At 52.5% G+C, this 23,278-nt stretch carries 15 protein-coding genes; 7 read left to right on the top strand and 8 right to left on the bottom strand.

Translation table 11 applies throughout. From position 1 onward, the window contains the following. Nucleotides 1-51: 51 nt before the first annotated feature. Nucleotides 52-1,764: a methyl-accepting chemotaxis protein gene (locus tag AC4G46_RS08095; RefSeq protein WP_491127479.1), complete on the top strand. Its 1,713-nt coding sequence runs from the start codon at nucleotides 52-54 to the stop codon at nucleotides 1,762-1,764. Nucleotides 1,765-1,852: 88 nt separating this feature from the next. Here AC4G46_RS08095 and AC4G46_RS08090 read toward each other — a convergent pair whose 3' ends face one another. Then, on the bottom strand, nucleotides 1,853-2,344 hold the full coding sequence (locus AC4G46_RS08090) for a pyridoxamine 5'-phosphate oxidase family protein (RefSeq protein ID WP_491127478.1): 492 nt from the start codon (nucleotides 2,342-2,344) through the stop codon (nucleotides 1,853-1,855). 136 nt (nucleotides 2,345-2,480) lie between these two features. Then, entirely contained in the window at nucleotides 2,481-4,001 is a 1,521-nt protein-coding gene (locus AC4G46_RS08085; RefSeq protein ID WP_491127477.1) for a glycoside hydrolase family 31 protein, read from the bottom strand. Nucleotides 4,002-4,115: 114 nt separating this feature from the next. Between AC4G46_RS08085 and AC4G46_RS08080 the strand changes: the two genes are divergently transcribed. From AC4G46_RS08080 to AC4G46_RS08060, 5 genes are all read left to right on the top strand, one after another. Then, nucleotides 4,116-4,985 carry a helix-turn-helix domain-containing protein gene (locus AC4G46_RS08080; protein WP_491127476.1) on the top strand — a complete coding sequence of 290 codons (870 nt, stop codon included), beginning with the start codon at nucleotides 4,116-4,118 and terminating at the stop codon, nucleotides 4,983-4,985. Between the two features lie 111 nt (nucleotides 4,986-5,096). Next, nucleotides 5,097-7,469 carry a helix-turn-helix domain-containing protein gene (locus AC4G46_RS08075; protein ID WP_491127475.1) on the top strand — a complete coding sequence of 791 codons (2,373 nt, stop codon included), beginning with the start codon at nucleotides 5,097-5,099 and terminating at the stop codon, nucleotides 7,467-7,469. Between the two features lie 260 nt (nucleotides 7,470-7,729). After that, on the top strand, nucleotides 7,730-9,361 hold the full coding sequence (locus AC4G46_RS08070; RefSeq protein ID WP_491127474.1) for an extracellular solute-binding protein: 1,632 nt from the start codon (nucleotides 7,730-7,732) through the stop codon (nucleotides 9,359-9,361). Nucleotides 9,362-9,437: 76 nt separating this feature from the next. Beyond that, nucleotides 9,438-10,397: an ABC transporter permease gene (locus AC4G46_RS08065; protein ID WP_491127473.1), complete on the top strand. Its 960-nt coding sequence runs from the start codon at nucleotides 9,438-9,440 to the stop codon at nucleotides 10,395-10,397. Between the two features lie 12 nt (nucleotides 10,398-10,409). Beyond that, the gene (locus tag AC4G46_RS08060; protein WP_491128817.1) at nucleotides 10,410-11,291 is read left to right on the top strand and encodes a carbohydrate ABC transporter permease; all 882 of its coding nucleotides are present in this window, start codon (nucleotides 10,410-10,412) and stop codon (nucleotides 11,289-11,291) included. Between the two features lie 91 nt (nucleotides 11,292-11,382). Here AC4G46_RS08060 and AC4G46_RS08055 read toward each other — a convergent pair whose 3' ends face one another. The 6 genes from AC4G46_RS08055 to AC4G46_RS08030 all read right to left on the bottom strand — a co-directional run bounded on the left by AC4G46_RS08055 (nucleotide 11,383) and on the right by AC4G46_RS08030 (nucleotide 19,571). Then, on the bottom strand, nucleotides 11,383-12,231 hold the full coding sequence (locus AC4G46_RS08055) for a carbohydrate ABC transporter permease (protein ID WP_491127472.1): 849 nt from the start codon (nucleotides 12,229-12,231) through the stop codon (nucleotides 11,383-11,385). Between the two features lie 5 nt (nucleotides 12,232-12,236). Beyond that, complete coding sequence (locus AC4G46_RS08050; protein WP_039871141.1) at nucleotides 12,237-13,139, bottom strand: carbohydrate ABC transporter permease; 903 nt, start codon at nucleotides 13,137-13,139, stop codon at nucleotides 12,237-12,239. Nucleotides 13,140-13,205: 66 nt separating this feature from the next. Next, the gene (locus AC4G46_RS08045) at nucleotides 13,206-14,558 is read right to left on the bottom strand and encodes an ABC transporter substrate-binding protein (RefSeq protein WP_491127471.1); all 1,353 of its coding nucleotides are present in this window, start codon (nucleotides 14,556-14,558) and stop codon (nucleotides 13,206-13,208) included. Nucleotides 14,559-14,725: 167 nt separating this feature from the next. After that, nucleotides 14,726-16,285, bottom strand: coding sequence for a response regulator transcription factor (locus tag AC4G46_RS08040; RefSeq protein WP_491127470.1), 1,560 nt, complete (start codon nucleotides 16,283-16,285; stop codon nucleotides 14,726-14,728). Then, entirely contained in the window at nucleotides 16,278-18,035 is a 1,758-nt protein-coding gene (locus AC4G46_RS08035; protein WP_491127469.1) for a cache domain-containing sensor histidine kinase, read from the bottom strand. The genes AC4G46_RS08040 and AC4G46_RS08035 overlap by 8 nt, the downstream gene beginning before the upstream one ends. Nucleotides 18,036-18,218: 183 nt before the next feature. Continuing rightward, complete coding sequence (locus AC4G46_RS08030) at nucleotides 18,219-19,571, bottom strand: sodium-dependent transporter (RefSeq protein WP_491127468.1); 1,353 nt, start codon at nucleotides 19,569-19,571, stop codon at nucleotides 18,219-18,221. 267 nt (nucleotides 19,572-19,838) lie between these two features. Between AC4G46_RS08030 and AC4G46_RS08025 the strand changes: the two genes are divergently transcribed. Further along, nucleotides 19,839-23,237 (top strand): S-layer homology domain-containing protein, encoded by a 3,399-nt coding sequence (locus AC4G46_RS08025; RefSeq protein ID WP_491127467.1) that lies wholly within the window; start codon nucleotides 19,839-19,841, stop codon nucleotides 23,235-23,237. Nucleotides 23,238-23,278 lie beyond the last annotated feature (41 nt).

The following is a 23,278-nucleotide window of genomic DNA, read 5'->3' as shown; positions in this document are numbered from 1 at the left end:
ATATTTTGTTAAAATAATTGACATTATAGAGAAACAAAGGGGACATCCTGTATGAGACTGTTAAAAAACCTGGGTATTGCAAAAAAGCTTATGATTCTCATCCTGGTGAGTGCAGCATCTCTGCTTACCATCGGAACAATCGGGCAGGTCTACACGAATATAATGGCCGATAAATCTACATTAATGTACGAGGAGAATCTTATCCCGCTCAAAACCGTTATGCAGATCCGGATCAACGCCAGAGCAAGTGATGCCTATACACTTGAGCTGCTGACAACCAAAAATACTGACCGTATAAAAGAATTAAATGAAGAAATTATTTCCGCTTGGGCTGAAATTAATGACATGATCGGCGAGATTGAAGCGACACATCTCCGGGAAGCGGAGCGTCAGCTTATAACCCAGTATCATGAGCAGGCAGCAGCACTGGAAGCTTCGAGACTTCAGGTCATTGAATTAGCCTCACAGAATAAAAATGAGCTGGCCTATATAGTCTATACAGAAGAGGTGGAATCTCAGCGCAAGCTGGTCAATGATACACTAAAAGCCCTGCAGCAATCCAAGGTTGAAGGAGCCGGGGCAATTAATGCTGAGAATCAGAGCCGTGCCACCCGGATTACGGTTATAGCCTCATCCGTCATGATGGCTACACTCCTGCTGCTTGTTTTCCTCGGCCTGCTGATTTCGCGCATGATTGTCAGACCGGTCAAAGAGGTAAGAAGCCTGCTGCTGCAAGCCGAGCATGGTGACTTTACCGTAAAAAGCAGCTATGTCTCCAAAGACGAGATCGGCGGGCTATCCGCCTCCTTTAATGAAATGACCGGCAAGCTGCAGTCTATTTTCAGCACCGTTCAGGAATCCTCCCATTTTGTCGCCTCAACCTCCGAAGAGCTCAGTGCAAGCGCAGAACAGAACAGCCATGCAAGCGGGCATATCGCGGAGACGGTTCAGGAGCTTGTATCCGGTACCGAGAAACAGGCAGATATTGTCGGGGACACCTCGGTATCTATTTCAGACATGACAGGCTACACCCGGACCATTGCTGATCATACGGAACAAATGAAGCAGGATGCACTGCATGCCTCCAGGATGTCGCTGGAAGGTAATCAGGCTATCACAGAGGTTACGTCGCAGATGAATTCGATCTCCACGAACGTAACCAGCCTATTTGAAGCGGTTAACAGCCTTAATAGCCGCTCTGTTGAAATCGGGGAGATCATTAGTGTCATCTCCGGAATTTCAGCCCAGACCAATCTGCTCGCGCTGAATGCATCGATTGAAGCAGCCAGAGCAGGAGAGCATGGCCGAGGCTTCGCGGTCGTAGCCGGTGAAGTACGCAAGCTGGCCGAGCAGTCGAACAAATCAACTGAGCAGGTTACGCAGCTTATCCATCTCATCCAGCAGGATACAGAAACAACCCTGCATACGATGGATACCGCTTCAAAAGAAGTGCATGCCGGGCTAAACGTCGTAAATGATGCCGGCAGCTCCTTCCGGAAGATTGATGAGGCGGTTAGCCGGTTCGTTGACCAGATCGGAGACATTTCCGAGGCTCTGCAGAAGCTGGCCGGCGGTGCCGTGAACGTGAATACCTCTATTGAAGAGGTTAGCAGCGTGGCCAAGGATTCTGCTTCCCTCTCGCAGAACATCTCTGCTGCAACTGAAGAGCAGCTGGCTTCCATGCAGGAAATTTCTTCATCAGCCCAGGCATTAGCCAGTCTGGCTGATGATCTCCAAAAGATCGTGAATCAATTCAAAATCTGAGACGGATAAAGTATACCGTCCCGAACCAAACAGAAGGAGCCCCGCTGCGAAAGCGGAGCTCCTTCTTGTCATGCTGTCCTGTTCAGTGCTATTCCAGTTCAACGGTCTGGTTGAGGTTAGAATGTTCAGTGTCCTGATTGGTTATTCTTTTGAACATATAGGTTACTTTCTCAGCCAGGTTGCCGCTCTTCCAATACTCTGCCGCTTCCGCATGCACCTGAATCAGAATGACCTCCGGATCATCATAGCTCGTCTTCAAAAAGGCTTCATAGCCCGGATTCCAGTACTCCTTCTTCTTCGCTACATCCGTTACAATCCGGGCTACACCGCGGATGGAGACATAGGATTTATCAGCGTATACGACGTTAACCCGCGGGTCGTGCAGGATCTCATCAAACTTGCTGGTATCCCGCTTGGTCAGAAACCACAGATCCCCGTCAAACTCTACCTCCTGCGTCTTCATCGGCCGGGACACCAGACCTTCAGGTGAAATCGTGGTGAACATCGCCGTATCAATGTCCTTAATCAGCTTGCGGACCGTCTCGACGGCCTCCTGATGGCTATTGTTCAAAGTTGACATGCTTATCGCCTCATTTCCTCCGTGTTAGGTAATAGGTTGTCCAAAGACATACCATTTATTAACCAAACCACACGGGCGGCTATCTGTGAATTGTTCTACGGTCATTTACAGCTGCTGCGCAGCAGCCCGGGAAGAGTCAGCCCCTCCGGTAATAAGGCAGCCGGCTGAGCGGCACGTCGATTTCCAGCTCGGCCGGGCCGGTAACGATGCTGCCGTCATCTCCTGTCCAGGTGCCCTCCGGGAATATTACACGGCGCTGTCTGCCTCCCTTTTGGATGACCGGGGCAACCAGTACAGAGCTGCCAAGCATGAACTGGTTCTTAACGGCCTCCAGGCCCTGGCCCGGGAATTCATACGCCATGTGGCGCATAATCGGCTCGCCCGTGACGGAGGCGTGCCGGGCCAGCTCCAGAATTTCGCCGCCGAACTGAGTATGCAGCCTTGCTGCCTCTACACAGATGGCCAGATGCTCCTCATCCAGCACCCGCCACGGGGCAGCGGAATACTGCATCATCGGGAACAGCGCAGAGCACTGGGCATACCGGACGAATAATTCGGGATCGATCATGGCTGAGGTCAGGCTGCCGATTTCCCCTCCGCCGATCATATCGGGGCAGGTGTACGCATAGCCCAGCAGGCCTTGGGCCAGCCCGTCCGGAATCAGTGCGCCCAGCCCGTTCCCGTCCCAGTCATGGCCCTTATCCTTCAGCCGCTGAACCAGCGGCTGTCCGGCCAGCTTCCAGCAGGCCCGGTACTCGTTCAGCCTGTATTTCAGGCCGGCTCTGGCCCAGGCCTCGCTGTGTCCGCTGCGTGTGGACGGAACAAAAGCCTGATCATCCGGCTCATAGAACTCGGTGTCGCCGGCATCCAGCTTGAACCCGTCGATTCCGTACTCCCGCTGCAGGGTATCCAGCTGCTCCTGAATCCATTTCACCGCATCAGGATTTGTACAATCCAGAACCGCACTATAGCCGTTCCACCATTTCCGCAGGGCAGTCTTGCCTTCCCGGTCCTTCAGCAGAATGCCGGCAGGCTCAAGCTGGCGGAATGTGCGCGAATCCGGGCTGATGAACGGGCAGACCCACAGCATGACTTTGAAGCCAAGGTCATGAAGCTCCCGGGCCATCCTGCCCGGATCAGGGAACCTTCCGGAATGAAAGGTCCAGGTGCCGTAAGGCTCATGCCAGTTGTCATCGATCATGATGACACCCGGCGGCAGTCCGTGCTCGAGCACCTTGCGGGCATACTGCAGCACCTTTTCCTGGGTCGGCTCGTACAGCAGCTCGATCCACAGATTATATTGCGGAGCGGTGAACAGCAGCTCTTCGGGGATGCCGGCGGCTGGCGGAAAATAGCTGCGGGATACATGCTCAAACGCCCCTTTTAAGCTGCCGCAGCCCTCTCCGGCTATCAGCTCCCCCTTCCCGGTTACCGTTACAGACCCGTCCTCAAATAGAAATTCAAAGGGTTCTTCACTCCAGATATATCTCCCCAGGCTTGAGAGCAGCAGCGGGCTGGCCTGGTTTCCGTAATGATGCTCATCCAGATCCGCCCGGAACAGCTCAGTCCCGTAAGGCATGCTTTTACCGTCTGCGGCACGTCCGCCCCACCAGTATTCACCCGGAAGCAGCCTGATAAGCTGTTCATGCGTTGACATTGAAATCACTCCTTTTTCTAATCCGATCTTACCTGCGGGGCTGGCCTGAGACAATCTAAAAGTTGTGCGCTATAATATAACAAAATTGACTTTTTTGGTTTAGGAGGACGAATGATGAATGAGCCTTCAGCATTTGCATTTCATAATGACGATACCTCAATCTTGATGCTAAGCTCTATCGGATGGCAGAGAATCCGCAACGCTGAATACAGCTTTGACGGCAATGAGCGCCCGGACTCGGGGCATGTCATTTTTCAATATACGCTCAGCGGTCAGGGCTGGATTGAGGCGGACCAGAAGCTTATTCCCCTCACCAAAGGCTCGGGCTTCCTGATCAAGGTTCCCGGCAATTATCGCTACTTTTACACACCGGACAGCCAGCCCTGGGAAATTCTCTGGCTGAATATAAGAGGGGCTGAAGCAGCCCGGATCTGGGATATGGTTATCGCCCAGGAGGGCCATGTCATCCGCAGAGAGCCGGATTCCCCGCTGATCACAGCGTTATGGGGGCTGCTGCGGGCCATCGGCGAGGACAAGGTGACCGACAAATATCTGCTCTCCGCCCAGGTCTACAGCTGGCTGCTGACTCTGATCCGGACGAGCGGTGAGAGCACCAAGGATATCAGCGCGGCTACCAGCTCGATTATTCTAAAGGCCAAAAAATACATGAGGGCGCACTACGCCGAGCCGCTGACTCTGGACCTGCTTGCAGAGCATTGCGGGGTCAACAAGCATCATCTGTGCCGGCTGTTCCAGAAATCGGAGCAGACCTCCCCGCTCGCCTATCTTAGGGAACGGCGGGTGGAGGCGGCCGTCTCCCTGCTCCGTACCACCGATCACTCTATACAGGAAATCGGCCGTGAGTGCGGCTTTGACAGTCCCAGCTATTTCGGCAAGGTATTCCGCGAATATATGTCCATGACCCCGAAGGATTACCGGCTGAAAAAGCTGGAATTTCCATATGATGCGATTTATTATGAGTGAACCTTGCCTGCACTCCGGCAGAATTGCCTACAGAATGTCAATTGTAATCAGCCGGATGTCCCTGTACAATAAACCGTGTCAAAGAATGGAAGCACCGACAGGAGAATGCTGATGGGGACTACACAAAAAAAACGGTGGTGGGGCAGCCGGAGCGTGCTGCTCACCTGGACTTTATCTTATCTGGCCGTGCTGCTGCTGCCGGTCGCGCTGAGCTCAATCGTCTATTACCAGTCCAGCAAGATGCTGGCTGACGAGATCCATCTGGCCAACAATTCCTTGCTCAGGCAATTAAGAGAGCTGATGGACAAGCAGATTGAAGCGGTTAACCGGCTCGATTTCGAGCTGAACTGGAATACCAAATTCCGGGAGCTGGTCGATCAGCACAAGTACGCTATTTTTCCTGAAGAATATATGTATGACCTTTACGATGCCACCAAGGACATGTCCCTCTATCAGTCGGCTTACGGCGAGACCGACCTGTTCTATATCTATCTGGCGGCCAGGGATACCGTCCTGCTTCCCGGTGTATACCGGAGTGCAAGGTTTGCCTACAATGAGCATCATAGTTCCAGTATGCTCAGCTTTGAGGAATGGACGGATATTCTGCAGCGCCAAAAGTTCAAGGGCTTCGTGCCCGTAAAGCGCAACAATGAGAACGGGGTTTCCGTGGATGCGCTCGCCTATGTAAGCACCTATGATTACGAGGAGGGCAAGCCTTCAGGTGCCAATGTTATCCTGATCGACAAATCCAATATCCTTACCTCCCTGCTTAACATCGAGGCTTTCAGCAAGGGGCATGTACTGATTGCAGACGCCGATAACAATGTGCTGGTATCCAGCTCAAGTGAGGAGCTTCCCGCCAGGCTTCCCTTCGATACCCAGTCCGGCGGTATGTTCATCTGGGAGTCGGGAGGCCGGCAGTACGAGGTGTTTTCCATCCAGTCTGCGGTATCCAGCCTCAAATATATATCTATCGTTCCCAGTGAGGTGTATTGGAAAAAGGCGGAGCTTGTCCGCAAGCTCACTTATATCAGCATTTTGGCCAGCCTGCTCGGCGGCGGATGCCTGACCTACATCTTTCTGCGTAAAAACTACAATCCACTGCGGAAAATTGTACACGCTTTCAATAATAAAGCGGCTCTCCGGGAGAAAGGAACGAACGAATTTCACTTTATCCAGCAGGCCGTAGACAGCACACTGAACGACTTGGACAACATGATGCTGGAAATGAAAAAGCAGCATTACAGCCTCCGCTCGAATTACATCATGAAATTGCTCAAGGGTAAGCAGGACCGGGAGCTTCCGCTGGCCGAAGCCCTTTCCGCTTTTGATATGGAGCTGCTCTCTGCGGATTTCGGGATTCTGCTGTTCTACATGGAGGATGTGGATATTTTTCTGGAAAGAGTTCAGGGAAAGACGGCTGAGGAAAAGCTGCGGCTGCTGCATTTTATCGTGCGCAACGTTGTGGAGGAGCTGGTCAATGTCCGGCACCGCGGCTACCTGGTTGAAAATGATGAGGCTATGCCCTGTTTAGTCAGTCTGTCTGAAGGTTCCCCGGAAAATCAGGCGGAGGATCTGCTCCAGGCGGCCCGCTCCGCCCAGGAGTTTCTTGCACAAACATACAGCATTTATATTACGGTATCCGTCAGCCGGGTTCACCATGGTCTGGAGCATATTCCCCAGGCCTATCAGGAAGTGCTTGAAGCCATGGAATATAAGCTGGTGATGGGCAAGCAGGAGATTCTCGCCTACGAGGATATTCAGCGGTACAGCATCCAGGCCGACACGGATTCCGGCTATTATTACCCGCTGCAGAGTGAACAGCAGCTGATTAACCACGTCAAGGTCGGGGATTTCCCGGCTGCCAAAGCCGCGCTGGATGAGATCATACGGACCAACTTCTCCGCCCATCCGGTCAGGCTGCCGCTGGCCCGCTGTCTGATTCTCGACCTGGCCGGTACGCTGATCAAGAGTATGGGAGAACTCGGAGCCGGGCGGGATAACATCCTGATCCAGAACCCCAAAATGATCGACAGGCTCTCCTCCTCCGAGACGCTCTCGGAAATGCAGGAGCAGCTGGAGAGTATGCTGAGGGAGGTCTGTGATTACGCTGCAGCCAGACGCCTGCAGAATGTGCAGGAGAACCGCCAGCGGGCATTGATGGAGCTGATCGGCGAGGTATCCGCTTTTATCGATAACCATTATAAGGATCCCGGCTTGAACGTTTCTCTGCTCGGACAGCAGTTTGATATGAAGCCCACTTACCTGTCGCGGCTGTTCAAGGAGCAGTCCGGTGAAGGGCTGCTCGATACGATCAACAAGAAACGGATTGACTGGTCCAAGCAGCTGATCGCAGATAAACGGCTGACCGTCCAGGAGGCGGCGGAGCAATCCGGGTTCAATGATGTCGGCACTTATATCCGTACCTTCAAGAAGCACGAGGGCATCACCCCCGGCAAATATAAAGAGACGATCGATGGTTAACGCCTCCCTTCCCTGCCTGCCATCCTGTATGGCGGGCGGGGATTTTTTATACTGTTTTAGGCGGAAAAAGGCCCCAGAACCCCATTCGCCTATCCATTTGTCTATTTTGCCGATGCTGAACCTGCAGGTTTCAATCCCATTGGATATACTGCGCATGTACACTTACGCCGGGCGGACCTTATAGTTAGGGCATGAGCCGCCGCTGCACGGCAGGTTCAGAAAGATAAGCTCAGAAAGCACATTCAGGGAGGTTAACAAGAATGAGAAGAGCAAGCAGAAGGATCATGTTTTCGCTCATGACATTCCTCTTGGCGGGTAGCGCGCTTACAGGATGCTCTGGCAACAACCGGAACAAGGAGGCAGCCCCATCCACGGACTCGTCTACAGAAGCTGCGGCAGTGACGTACCCGATTGAGACAGATAAGACGCTTACGTATTGGGGAGCACTGCCGAATGCGCTGACCGGGGTAAGATCAGAGCATGCTGAGGTTCCCTTCTATCAGGAATGGCAAAAGCAGACGGGGATCAAAGTAGATTTCACTGCCCCTCCAACCAACCAGATCGATGAATCCTTTAACGTCATGCTGGCATCGGGTGAGCTGCCGGATATGCTGGAATATAACTTTTTCGGCTTCCCCGGCGGACCGGAGAAAGCAATCAAGGACGGCTACATTCTGGAGCTGAATGACCTGATTGACAAATATGCTCCGAATTACAAAAAGTATCTGCAGGAGCATCCCGAGGTTGAGAAAATGGTCAAAACCGATAACGGAAGCTATTATGCCTTTCCTTTTATCCGCGGGGATGAATCCCTCCTGACCTTCCAGGGCCCGGTCATCCGCAAGGACTGGCTGGATGAGCTGGGTCTGCCTGTGCCAGAAACGATCGATGAATGGACAGCAACCTTGAAAGCGTTTAAAGAGAAAAAGGGGGCAGCCGCACCGATCTCCTTCGTCGGCAAGCCGCGTGTATTCAATGAACTGGGCAACGGCGCTTTTGTAGGTGCGTTCGGCGTTACCCGTGACTTCTATTTGGAGGACGGAAAGGTTAAATTCGGCCCTGCCGAGCCGGGCTATAAGGATTTCTTGAGCCTGTTCCGCCAGTGGTATGCCGAGGGGCTGCTGGATAAAGATGTGGCTACAGTAGATTCCAAGGTGATGGATGCGAATATTACATCGGGTGCAACCGGGGCTACCTGGGGCAACTCCGGCGGCGGCATCGGCAAATGGACCCCGATCCTCAAAGAAAAGGACTCTAAGGCTTCAATTATTGCAGCGCCGTATCCGGTGCTCGAAAAAGGAACAACGCCTAAATTTGGACAAAGAGACTACTTCATGTCCACCGGCGGTATGGTAGCGATCTCGGCCACCTCCAAGAATGCTGAGCTTGCAGTAAAGCTGCTGGATTACGGCTACAGCGAAGCTGGCAGTATGCTGTTTAACTTCGGAACCGAAGGCGTCAGCTATACCCTTGAAAACGGCGAGCCGGTCTTTACTGATCTGCTGATGAACAATCCTGAGAAGCTGGCTCCGGCTCAGGCGATGTCGCTCTATATCCGGGGCAATACCATGGGGCCTTTTGTTTCTGACAAGCGGGTCTCCGAGCAGTATCTGAACCTGCCTGAGCAGCAGGAAGCAGTAGCAACGTGGCAAAAAACGGATATGGCCAAATACCAGATTCCGCTCGTTACCCCAACCCCGGAGGAAAGTGCAGAATTCGCCAACATTATGGCCGATGTAAACACCCTTGTAGATGAAATGACCCTGAAAATCATTCTGGGGACTGAACCGCTGGAAGCTTATAACGGGTATCTGGATAAGCTGAATTCCGTTAAGCTATCCCGGGCAATCGAAATTAAACAGGCGGCGCTGGAGCGGTATTTGCAGCGTTAGACCAAAGAAGGTACAAAACGGAGCAGGCGGGAGATATCCTCTCCCTGCTTCCTTTAAGGAGGAGGAGCAGAAAACCATGTCTAAACTGGCACCGATGAGCGGATACCAAACCAAGGATTCGCATAACAACTTTAGACAGCGCTTTATTCGCGATTTTAAGCTGAACAAGCTGCTGTATTTTATGATGATACCTGTCTTGCTTTACTATGTTATTTTCCACTATGCACCGATGTACGGGGCAGTAATCGCCTTTAAGGATTTTTCACCGATGAAAGGAATTATGGGCAGTGAATGGGTCGGGCTCCAGCATTTCCGCGACTTTTTCTCCAGCTATTATTTCTGGCGCATTCTGAAGAATACGGTGGTCATCAGCTTGTATTCCATCATCTTCATGTTTCCGGCTCCGATTATTCTTGCGCTGCTGATCAATGAAGTCAGAAACCAGGCCTTCAAACGGGTCGTTCAGACCGTTTCCTATATGCCTTATTTTATCTCCCTTGTTGTTATCTGCGGTATGATTACCGATTTCACCAACAGCATCGGAATCATCAACTCCCTCTTCTCCCTGTTCGGCTATGACGGAGCCGCCATGCTGCAGAAGCCGGGCCTGTTCCGTCCGGTCTATATCCTGTCCGAAATCTGGCAGAAGATCGGCTGGGAATCCATTATCTACATCGCCGCACTGGCGGGCATCGACCAGGAGCAATATGAGGCCGCCCGGATCGACGGGGCCAGCCGTCTGAAGCAGATGCTGTACATCACGCTGCCGGGGATTCTGCCTACGATCACCATCATGTTCATTCTGCGGATGGGCAATATGCTTAACGTCGGTTTTGAAAAAATCATTCTGCTATACAGTCCTGTAACCTATGAAACCGCTGATGTTATCTCCTCCTTTGTCTATCGCAAAGGTCTGCTGGAATTCGGCTGGAGCTACAGCTCGGCAGTCGGCCTGTTCAACTCGCTTGTGAATCTGATTCTGCTCATCTCGGCCAACTATATCAGCCGTAAGGTCAACAAGAGCAGCTTATGGTAGGAGGAAAATATGATGCAAGCCGAAAACGGCCTGAAAAATAAAGCTTTTGACTGGATTATCAACACCGCACTTATTCTGCTGGTCATCGTTACCCTGTATCCGCTGCTGTACGTCACCTTCGCTTCCTTCAGTGAGTCCTCGCAGCTGGTTGCCAATAAAGGATTTCTGTTTAAACCGCTGGGCTTCAGCCTTGAAGCTTATAAGAGTGTATTCAGTAATCCCGGCATCATCAAGGGGTATGGAAATACGCTGTTCATTCTCGTTGTCGGGGTTACGCTTAACCTGTTCCTGACTGCGGTCGCAGCCTACGTATTATCCAGACGGAACGTGATGTGGAACAATCTGTTCACCTTCCTGATTATCTTCACCATGTTCTTTCATGGCGGACTGATTCCGCTCTACCTGATCGTCAAAAATGTCGGCCTGATCGACTCCCTGTGGGCCACCATTGTTCCATTCGCTGTCAGCACCTTCAACCTGATCATCATGCGCACCTCCTTCTCGGCCATCCCCGAGAGCCTGGAGGAATCGGCAAAGATTGACGGGGCCAACCATTTGACGATCCTGTTCCGGATTATCCTGCCGCTGTCCAAGCCGGTAGTTGCCGTTATGATCCTCTATTATGCAGTAGAGAAATGGAATGCATGGTTCTATGCCTCCATCTTCCTGAAGGACCGGAACCTGTTCCCGCTGCAGCTGGTGCTCCGCGAAATTCTCATCGCCAACTCCACCGACAATATGTCCACCGGAGCCAGCTCTGCCGACCAGTTCATGATCGGGGAGACCATTAAATACGCTACAATTATCGTAGCAACGGTGCCGATCCTGGTTGTATATCCTTTTGTGCAGAAGTATTTCGAGAAGGGTGTCATGATCGGTGCGGTGAAGGGGTAACCGGTTGCCGGATACTCCGTTAAAAAGCAAAACATGCGGTACGCTGTTATCGGCGCACCGCATGTTTATTGTGCTGCCGGAGCAGCCGGGCTTATCCTTTTAATCCGGTAGTGCTGATTCCTTCAACAATATAGCGCTGGAAGATGAAGAAGACCAGAATGGGCGGGATGAGCGACAAGGTAGCCATCGCGAACATCGCGGACCAGTCCGTGCCTGAGCTCGGGTCGGCGAACAGCCGGAGGGCTACACTGAGCGTGTACAGCTGAGGTCTGCCCAGATAGATCAGTGCGCCGAAGAAGTTATCCCAGGCCCAGTAAAATTCAAAGATGGCTGCGGTGACCAGCGCCGGCTTGATCAGCGGCAGTATAACCCGGTAGAAAATGCCGAACCGGCTGCAGCCGTCAATTTTGGCCGCTTCATCAAGCTCATAGGGAATGCTGCGGATAAACTGCAGCAGGAGGAAGATAAAGAACGCTGAACCGAAAAAGGCCGGAACAATCAAAGGCAGGAACGTGTTAACCCAGCCTATTTTATAAAAAATAATATACTGCGGAATCTGCACAATCTGCCCCGGCAGCAGCAGCGTCAGCATGACGGTTGCGAACCAGAAGCCCTTCAGCCTGAACGGTATTCTGGCGAAGCCGTAAGCAATCAGGGAGCAGGAGACGAGCGTCCCTGCCACAACTGAGCAGACAATAATAACGGTATTCTTGAAAAAGGTTCCGAAGGTAATCCCGGCAAACCCGCGCCAGCCGCTGGCATAGCTGCTGAAGTCCCAGCTGCTTGGAATCAGCGAATGCGCACTCACAAACACCTGGGAGCTTTCTTTAAAGGAGCTCGCGACCATCCAGACAAGCGGATACAGCGAGACGATTCCGATCAGGAGGCATACCAGGTGAATCATCAGCCTGCCGGTATTCTTTTTAGGTTTTGACATCATAGCGGCTATCCTTTCGACTCGTAATGTACCCATGCGGAGGATGACTTAAAGACAAGCGCGGTCAGTACGGCAACAATAAGCAGCAGGAAGCAGGATAAGGCCGCCGCATAGCCCATGTCCAGAAACTCAAAGCCCTGCCGGTATACATACAGCTGATAGAATAAGGTCCGGTCCAGCGGTCCGCCTGACGTAATAATAAGCCCCTGGGTAAAGGTCATGAAGCCGCCGATAATCTGCATTACCAGATTGAACAGGATGACCGGGGTCAGCAGGGGAAGTGTGATTTTGACAAACCGGTGGAACCCGTTCGCCCCGTCTACAACCGCTGCTTCATAATAGGAATCCGGTATATTTTTGAGCCCGGCCAGAAAAATGATCATCGGTGAGCCGAACTGCCAGACCGCCATCAGGATCAGGGTCCACAGCGCCGTATCCGGATTGGCAATCCATGAGGTATTGGGGCTGGTGCCGGTGAACAGGCCGATGATTCCGTTAACGGCCCCGTTCAGGCCAAACAGCTGGCCCCACATGACCGCCACCGCTACACTGCCTCCGATGATGGAGGGAATGTAGAAGGCCGTCCGGTATAAGCCGACAAACCTGATCTTCATGTTCAGCAGCATGGCAATGAATAAAGCAAAGATAAGCCGGAGCGGGATGGCCGTCAGCACATAGAAGAAGGTAACCTTCAGGCTGGTCAGGAATTTCTCATCTACCGTGAACATGCGGATAAAGTTATCCAGCCCGACCCAGCCGGGTGATGACAAGAGATCGTAATCAGTAAAGGCGAAATAGAATAAAGCCACAAACGGTATGAGCGTAAATGCGGTAAAGCCTATAATCCACGGTAAAATAAACAGATAGCCGGTCCGGTTCTCATAACCTGCTTTGACGGCCTTTTGTGTCATTAGCTTCATCACACCTGTCTGCGGCCGGCTGCTTCACCGTAATCAGGAGCCGGCCGCTGTTGTATGTTACTCCTTGTTTCTGGCTACAATCGCCGCCGCTTCCTGCGTCAGCTTCGCATAGGCATCCTTGATCGAGGTCTGCTCGTACATAATCTGCTGCTCCAGATCCACCATAAGCTTATCAATTTCAGTCGCTCCTGCCGGGGCAGGCGGATCAAGCGGGCCGCTATGCTCTGCTACGACTTCCATATAATCCGCTACCGCCTTCATTTCAGGCTCGAATTGCTCCATAAGGGCAGCGCGCACTGCGCTTGAGACCGGCATGCCGCGGTTGGCATTCAGGATTTTGTTCGCTTCCACATCGTTGACGAAATAGCTGATAAATTTGGCAGCCGCCTCTTTTTGAGTGGAATTGACCGAGATGGAGAAATGCATCCCCGGCCGTACATCCATCGCCTTATCCGAATCCGGACCAGGCATCAGAATCATCTGCAGCGGTCTGCCCGCAGCCTTGACAATACCCGGATACTGGTTCGTGTAGGCGACCATGACCGCAGACTGGCCTTTTACCAGGAAGGATTCCTCCGGGTTCTTGACTGACAGGGAGGCATCCATTTTGGGAATCAGCCCCTCCTTGGACCATCCCTGCCGGTAAGTAAAGAAATCCGTGTACAGCTTCTCGTCAAAGCCGATTCCCGTCTCCTCGGCTGCGATCGTCTGGCCAAACTGGCGGGCATAATAAGCAAGCGTAAAATTGATGTTGAACAGATCGTCTGCACCATAGGCACCGGTAACTTCCTTCAGCTTGCCCAGATCGTCATGTAGCGCTTCCCAGGTTGCATATCCGTTCTCCGGAATGGTCAGGCCGGCTTTTTCGTACGCTGCCGGATCGACGATCATCACTCTGGCATTAACGCCAAGCGGTATCCCGTACAGCTTGCCGTCAGCGCCTCTTCCGCCGGACAATGTATTTTCCCCGATGTCCGCAACGTCAATGATACCGTTTTCAACATATTGATCCAACGGCTCCAGCAGCCCTTTATCCAGGAACTGGTTCGAATCGCTGGAGCCCACATAAAAGTTAACGACATCAGGCATATTGTTGGAGGCCGCGAGCAGCGTAAGCTTTTGGAAATACCCGTCAAAGCCCTGATATTCCGGTGTGAAGGTAGTCCCCGGGTTAGTCTTGGAGTAGAGATCGAGCACCTTGGACGTCAAATCATGCCGTTCCTGGTTGCCCCACCAGATGATCCGGAGATTGCCGCCGCCCGCATCCGGTGTACTGCTGCCTGCCGTTTGACCGGCAGGCTGCGCGGTTCCATCCGGCTCTGCCGTATTTGAATTACCTCCTGAACACCCGGTCAGCGCAAGGATACCGGCAACAGCCGTAATCATCATACTGGAAAAACATCTCTTCATTGGTTAGCGCCCCTCTATTGTTGTTATTTGTAACCTGAACGTATCGGTGTTGTCCGGGCCCGGATGTATGCAATACGTTTCTATATCTAAAATACACCGCTTCGTAATTCTCCAACATGTAAAAAACAGAGGTTGTTCCTGAAAAAAATCGGGTTCTTTCCTGGAGGCTACTGCTTCTGCGGCTCACTTCCGCGCATATATTCCGTCGGCGTCATGCCGGTATATTTCTTGAACAGCTTGGCGAAATATTGGGCGTCCTCCGGATATCCCAGCATGACCGCAATATCATAAATTCTCAGCTCCCGCTCCTGCTCCATCAGCCTTTTGGCCGATTCCATCCGCTGCTGCAGCAGATAAGAGGAGAATTTACTGCCGGTTTTCCTGGTGAACATTTTCCCGAGATAATCGACATTCACATAGAGCAGCTCGCTGCCAATCCACTTCAGCGACAGATCAGGATTGCCGAGATTATCCTGCACAATCTGCAGCACCGAGTCGATCAGATCGTTCTGCCGTTTGGCGGTCCGGCCGGAATTGCGCGCAGCCAGCTCCAGCGCTGTTTCCTCCAGCAGCTCAAAAGCTCCGCGCAGGGACGGCATATTATACAGCTGGGGAATTGCGTTCACGTACTCATCCAGGCCCCCTTCACTCTGCCGGATCACCGCCAGAAACAGCTCCAGGCATAATTTCCGCGCAGCCGCAGCATCATGCACACCGCTTCCCAGCAGTCCGCCCGCTTCGTTAATCGTCTCCCTTATCACAGCCGCATTGCCGGCGCGGACGGCCAGCACCAGCCGTTCCGATACATTGGCGGCATCTACAGGCAGTTCCTTTTCGGCATCCGGCACATCCTGCGGGGTCACGATAAAGCTCTCCTGAAAGGGCAGCCCAAAGCTAAGGCAGCGTCTAACTGTATCGTACATGGAGCGGATCGAAGTGAAGCCTCCTTCATTGCTGACAGCAACAAAGCATTCAAGCTTGTAATAAGCTTTATAAATCCGCTGAACCTGCTTGACCTTTGCCGAGATCTGCCCGAAATCAACGGCCTTTACAAGCAGGAGCACCTGGTCCCGCACCACTGTCGTTAAATAGGCACCCTCGTCCCTGAACACATCTCCGGCAATATTCCTGAGCGCAAATTTGTGGATATATTCCGTCTCCCCGTGGAGGCCAAACAGCACCAGCTTGAACAGCTGCTGCTCGATCATGAACAGATCCATGAAATAATCGCAGTCCTGCTTGTTGTACATGCCGGTGAGCACAATATCGCGCAGCAGCTGTTCTTTTACATGGGGCAGCACCTTCTTAAAATCATTCTGCAGACGCTCCACAAACTCCGCATGCTCCAAACGGCTTTTCAGCTCAGCCGCAACAGTATGGAGAACTTCAAGGATCTTCGTCTCATTGCTCGGCTTCAGCAGATAATGCTTCACTCCCTGGGCCATCGCTTCGCTTGTATAGTCGTATTCACCGTAGCCGGACAGCACAATATACTCCGTATGCGGAGACTCTGCCCTGAGCTGCCGGATCAGGTCCAGCCCGTTCATCAGCGGCATCCGGATATCTGTAATGACGATGTCGGCCGGTTCCCGGCGGAACCGCTCCAGCGCCTCCGCTCCGTTATAAGCCGGCTCAAGCAGCCGGAACCCGTTCTTCTCCCAGGGAATCAGGCTGGAAATCCCCTGCACCACCAGCTCCTCATCATCAACAAGCAGTACTTTATACATCGCCGCTGCCTCCTTTAGGTATCTTTATCCGCACACAGGTTCCTTTGCCGGGCCCGCTCTCAATGCCAATGCCATATTCCCCGCCAAAAGCCAGCTGCAGCCGCTCATGGATATTCCGCAGACCGATTCCCGTCCCTTTAGCCTCATAGTCCAGACTCTGCAGACGCTCCAGATAATCCGCGCCGATGCCGGGCCCGTCATCACTGACGGCAAAGACCAGATCACGGCCGTTATTAACGGTTTCAGAATGAATGGTAATATGGCATACCCCGGCTGTCTGGTCTACGGCATGGTACACCGCATTTTCAACGATTGGCTGCAGTGCGAACTTGGGAATCAGACTGTCCATTGCCCCGCTCTCCACCTCTGTGCTGAAATCAATCCGCTTGCCGTAGCGCACCTTCTGGATATACATATAGCTTCTAATCAGCTCAAGCTCCTCGCGCACGGTCACCATGGTACGCTTGTTATCCATCGCCCCCCGGAGCAGCTGGCTGAGGGACTCCACCATGGTTGAGATGACCTCATCGCTGCGCATCCGGGCCATCCAGTTGATCGAATTCAGCGTATTGTAGAGAAAATGCGGATTGATCTGTGCCTGCAGCGCCCGGTACTCCGTATCCTTGATTACTATCTGTTTCTTATAATTGTCATCGATGAGCTGCTCAATATTACGGATCATGCTGTTGAACCTTTTGTGCAGATAACCGATCTCGTCCATTTGTGCGGCAGCACGGATGTCCAGCAGGGAAGCGCTGAAATCTCCTTTTTCCGCGCTGCGCATCTGTCTGGCCAGCTGGTCGATCGGGCGGGTGAAGCCTTTGGCGAACAGATAGCTGATAGTGCAGGCGATTATAAGGAGGGCTCCGGCAATCCGCAGAATGGTGTTCCGCAGCACTTTTTTCTCCTGGAATACTTCGTCGTAGGGAATTACGCTGATATAGGTCCATCCCGTCGCCGGGGATTGCTTATATGCGAGAAAATAAGACTTACCGTCAATATGCTGCAAAAGGGAGCCTGTGCTTTCGGTCAGCCTGATTTTTTCTATATCCAAGTGATGCAGGCTCTCCGCCGCCGGCTGGTACAGCATACGCGACCCGGATAAAACGAACAGCTCTGTTGCCGTACCGGATTCCGGCTTAAAGTGGCTCTCCACCAGCCTTTGGTAATCAATCTGAAAAATCAGCGTACCCAGCGGCTCCAGAATCGGCTCAAAAATCGAACGGACCTCCCGGGCCAGCGTCAGCCCCTCCTCCGACTGCTGCGGTTCAATCCATACGCCTGACCCCTGCCGTTCATGTGCGGTCCGGACAATTCCGTCCACATCCTCCTCCTGATTCATCACTCTGTTCTGTCCGACCAGAAAGTCATAGCCGCTCGTATTCAGGAACCGGATGGAAGCGATGCTCTCCTCGGAGAACATGTATTGTGCAATTTTATTCTTGAAATCCGTTGTCCGGACCGTGCGCTCGTAGGCGGAGATTCCCCCCTGTATGCTGACCAGCTGCTCCTGGATTCTGGAATCCAGCGCCATGTTCATCGACAGCTCCTCGATATTGCTGATTTCATTCTCAATGCCGGAGACAGACAGGTTCATAGCACGGGAGGCCTGCTCGTAGAGCATTTCATCATAGGTTTTAAAAGAAAGCGTCGTGACCGCCAGGAATCCGGCACATACCAGCAGGATCAGCAGCAGCATAAAAAACACCAGCCGGTGGAAAATCTTCATCCGTTTGATTAGTCCAAGCATAGGTTAGCTCCTTTACGTCTGGCGTTGGTTAACGCTTACATAAAAGCAGGTCAGCCTGCCCTGAATTGATTATTAAGTATGTGAAGTGCTATGTGCTTTGTCAAGAAAAATGGGGATTCAGAGGATGGAGACAGCAAAAAGCCCCCGGGACTTGTCCCGGGGGCTTACATGTGTTAATCCGGCTTAAAATTTGATAATTCCCGACGTGTGCAGCAGCACCAGGAATACAAGCACCGGAGCCACATAACGCAGGGTGAACAGCCAGATGCGGAACCAGCGGGCATTCAGTCCGGCTGCCTCAGCCGCATTCTTCCAGAAGTACCCGGCAAAGATCGTAATCAGCAGGCCGCCGAGCGGCAGCATGATGTTCGAGGTGATAAAGTCCATCCAGTCAAACAGCGCTTTTCCGCCGAACGTAAGCTCAGGGAACATGCCCAGCGACATGGCTGACGGAATACCGACCAGGAAGCAGACCAGCGACAGAATCCAGACGGCACGCGGACGGCTCCAGTTCCAGCGTTCCATTGCATAGGATACGGGAACCTCAAGCAGCGATACGGCCGAAGTCAGGGCGGCGATTGCCAACAGGATGAAGAACAGACCGCCGAAAAAAGCACCGAAAGGCATTGCCGAGAATGCCGCAGGCAGCGCGATAAAGATAAGAGAAGGTCCCTGGTCAGGAGCAATCCCGAACGAGAACGTGGTCGGGAAAATAATCAGGCCGGCAATGAACGCATATAGCAGATCGCCTGCACCGATAGCCAGTGTGGCAGTGCCGAGTGACTGGTTTTTGTCCACATACGATCCGTAAGTCAGCAAGATCCCCATCCCGAGTGACAGGGAGAAGAAGGCATGTCCCAGAGCGACCAGTGCGGATTCCGCTGTCAGCACCGAGAAGTCCGGTTTAAGGAAGAAGGATACGCCGGCAGAAGAACCAGGCAGTGTAACGGCACGGATCATCAGTACGATCAGCAGCACAACCAGACCGGGAATCAGGACCTTGTTGAATTTCTCGATCCCGCCGGATACGCCAAGAATAACGACAGCAGCCGTGATCAGCATGGCTGCGCCCTGCCAGACAATCGGCATATAACCGGAAATAAACGAACCGAACTCGCCGGCATAATCGGTATTGTTGAACAGCTGTCCGTTAAAAGAAACCACCGCGTATTGCAATGTCCAGCCGGCAACGATGACGTAGAACGAGAGAATCAGAAAGGGTGCAATGACCTGCAAAATACCGGCAGCCTTCCAGCCTTTGCCGCCGCCTGCACGGATGAACGAGGTTGCGGCGCTTCCGCGTCCGCTCCGCCCGATCGCCAGCTCAGCCAGCAGAACCGGCAAGCCGATCAGCACGAGGCAGACAATAAAGAGCAGGAAGAAGGCCGCTCCCCCGTTTTCCCCTGTTATATAAGGAAATTTCCACATATTCCCCAGACCCACCGAGCTGCCGATGGCTGCAAAAATAAAGCCGCTGTTCGAGAAACGTTCTTTTTTCTCCGTCAGCAGGCTTTGTTGACCTTTTTGTTGATTCATGTACTGACCCCATTTTTTTGTTTTTTATGCCCCATTATAGCTTATATAACGCATACGTGTCATATATTTTTTTAATTCATTGCCGCGCTAAAATATGGCAGGGTAAATTAATGAAATGAATATTTTAAATCTTCTTTATAACATTTTTAGGTACAAAGGCCGATAAATGCTTTATATCTTTAATACATACCATCGCTAAAGGAGGCAGGCGAGTTTAGCTGACTGGAAAAGCGCTTCCAAACATTCAAAAAACCAACATCAAGGGAGATGAACACACTGAAGACCAAATCATTATCGTCCAAGCTTTCTGTATTGTTTCTGGCAGCAGCAATGCTTGTCAATCTTAGCGGACTTACGGCCTACACTTCGGCAGCCGAAGCGCCCGATCTGCTCCATAAGGCTTATATTACCAGCTTTAACACAGGCGTAGTGGATGTTGTTAATCTTGAAAATAATACCGTTGAAAAAGGAAAAATCAAGGTCGGGAGCTCGCCTAACAGCGCAGGCTTCAACCCCAACGGCAAACAGGTTTATGTTACAAACCGCAGCAGCTCCAGTGTATCCGTTATTGATCCGGTAACCGATGCTGTAATCAAAACAATCACAGTGGGAGTAGACCCGCACGGCGTTGCTTTTAATGCCAGCGGCAGTAAGGCGTATGTCGCTAACCGCAGCAGCGGAACAATCAGTGTTATTGATACCGCAACGCTCGAAGTAACGAATACAATTAATGTAGCTACCACACCGACTGTTATTGTCGTTGTAGGAGGCAAGCTGTTCGTTACCACCCAAACTGCTAACTCGGTTACGGTTGTAGATCTGGCCCAGGAAAAGATGGTATCCAGTATCGCTGTTCCTAACGGTCCATACGGACTGTCCGTCAACCCGGCCGGCACCAAGCTGTACACGGCAAACCAGAATGGCGGCTCAGTGACAGTCATCAATGTTGCTGACAACACAGTTGAGGCAACGATTACAGTCGGCAGTGCTCCTCATGCTACAGAATCTTCTCCCGACGGCAGCCGCGTCTATGTGGCAAATGCCTCGTCCAACAATGTGTCCGTTATTGATACTGCAACGAACACTGTAATCAAGACCGTATCTGTCGGCGGCAGCCCTTATGTTGTCGGCGCCTCTGCAGATGGAAAACATGCTTATACCATTAACTACACTGGCAGCAGCATGTCTGTCATTGATACGGACACTCTGACTGTAACGGCTACGATTCCGCTTAGCAACGGGCCGTTTATGGTCGGTACGTTTATGGTTTCCACTGCCGCCGCCGCGAATCCGGCCGTACCGCAGGTAGCTGCCCCTGCAGCCAGCCCTGCAGCAGGCGCTGTTCCTTCCGGTACAGAAGTAACTTTAACAACAGCAACGGAAGATGCATTGATCTACTATACAACGGATGGCAGCGATCCTGCTTCCGGCAGCCAGCTCTATACCGGACCGGTCGCCATAACGCAGGCGTTGACGCTGAAGGCAATTGCCGTTAAGGCAGACATGAAGGACAGTGAAATTATGAGTCAGGACTACACACTGACTGCTCCGGAGAACAGCATTATCGAGCCGGACACAGCTGTCTTTGACAAACGCACCGGTGCACAGGCTGATATAGCTGTAAGCATGACTCTGAAGGGCAACACCCTGACCAGCATTGAATATGCAGGTACACCGCTGACGGAGGGAACAGACTACACCGTTTCCGGTACTACCGTTACCCTCTCTGCTGCTTATCTGGCGAAGCAGCCGGTCGGAACACTGCAGCTCACCTTTATTTTCAGTGCCGGAGCACCGCAGGCTCTGACAATAGCAGTGTCCGATACGACGCAAATTCCGGGCGCTCCGGTTCTGCAATCGGCTGTTCCCGGCAATGGACAGGTCCAATTGACCTGGGCTCCTGTTGAGGGGTCTGCCGCCTACAAGATCTATCAGAGTGTAAGCTCGGCAACCTACGGCGAGGAACTGGCTACGGTCTCTTCATCCGTATACACCTACACTGCTTCCGGTTTGACTAACGGCACAGCTTATTATTATGCAGTCCAGGCCGTCAACTCAGCCGGAGACAGTCCGGTATCCAACCAGGCAAGCGCAACGCCAATTACAGTTCCGGGCGCACCGCTGTCAGTCAGTGCAGCAGCAGGTGACAAATTAGCTGTCATTCAGTTCACCACGCCGACAGACAACGGAGGCAGTGCGGTAACAGGCTATGAGATCAGCTCGGCTGAGGGCGGCATCAAGGTAAGCGCCGCTTCAAGCCCGGTAATTATCACAGGACTTCAGAATGGAACCACCTATACGTTCACTGTAAAAGCGATTAATGCTGCAGGTACAGGTACTGCAGCTGCCACAAATGCTGTAACTCCTGCCCCTGCTGTGATTACAGCTCCGGCTCCGACAGTAGCCCCGGTGCCAGCTGTTAAAGAAACAGCAGTGCTTGTCAACGGACAGCTGCAGACAATCGGACAGTCCACTGTTACACAATCCGGCGGCCAGAAGGTTACCACTCTGACCCTTGATGAAACCAAGCTTCAGGAACAGCTGAATGCCGTAGGCAACGGTGCCGTCATTACACTGCCTTTCACAGAAGCTTCCGATGTATTCGTAGGTGAGCTGAACGGGCAGATGGTGGGCAGCCTGGAACAGAAGCAGGGTGTGATCAAAATCCAGACCCCGCAGGCCAGCTACACACTGCCTGCCGAGCTTCTGCGGATAAGCAGTCTCTCGCAGCAGCTGGAGCAGGCTTCGGCACTGCAGCAAATCGCACTGCAAATCCGGATCGCAGCACCGGCCGCAACCCAGCTGCAAATCATTAATAGTGTTGCGACTTCAAGCAACTTCACCCTGGCAGCCGCACCGCTGGAATTCACGATTACAGCAACAAGCGGCGGTAAAACAATCGATGTAAATACGTTCAACAGCTACGTTGAAAGAAGCATCAAGCTGCCAAGCGGCACAGATGCAAGCAGAATCACAACCGCGATTGTTATTGAACCTGACGGTTCCGTCCGTCATGTCCCGACCAAGGTAATTACTGAGGACGGCGGACAGGTCGCCCGGATCAACAGCTTGACCAACAGCACCTATGCTGTAGTGTACAACCCGGTTGCCTTTGCAGATGTGGCGGGTCACTGGTCACAGTCTGTAGTTAATGACCTCGCATCGCGTATGGTCCTAAACGGAACCGAGGACGGTGCATTCCATCCCGGCCAGGATATGACCCGCGCCGAATTCGCTGCAACGCTCGTAAGAGCGCTGGGACTTAGACTGGAAAGCGGCACCTCCTCCTTCACGGATGTCCAGTCTTCCGCATGGTACAGCCAGGCTGTCCAGACAGCAGTAAGCCATAATCTGATTCAGGGCTTTGAAGATCAGACCTTCCGTCCGCTGGAGCAGATCACCCGAGAACAGGCAATGACCATCCTTGCCAAGGCTCTTGCCTACAGCCCTGCTGTACAGGCTGACGGAAGCCAGTCCGCCGCACTCAGCTCCTTTAAAGATGCCGGACAGGTATCCGCCTGGGCAGCTGCAGGTGTCAGCGAAGCACTGAAATCCGGTATTGTTTCCGGCCGCAATGAGAGCACGCTGGCTCCAAAAGCCAACGTCACCCGTGCTGAGGTAGCCGCATTGATCCACCGCTTCCTCGAAAAATCCGGTCTGATCTAAATCATCTGTAAACAGATTAAGCTATAAGTGTACAGCTTCAT

The organism is Paenibacillus sp. fava2, assembly GCF_058313675.1.
The sequence above is the reverse complement of the archived record's forward strand: the minus strand, read 5'-3'. Positions and strand labels throughout refer to the sequence as shown.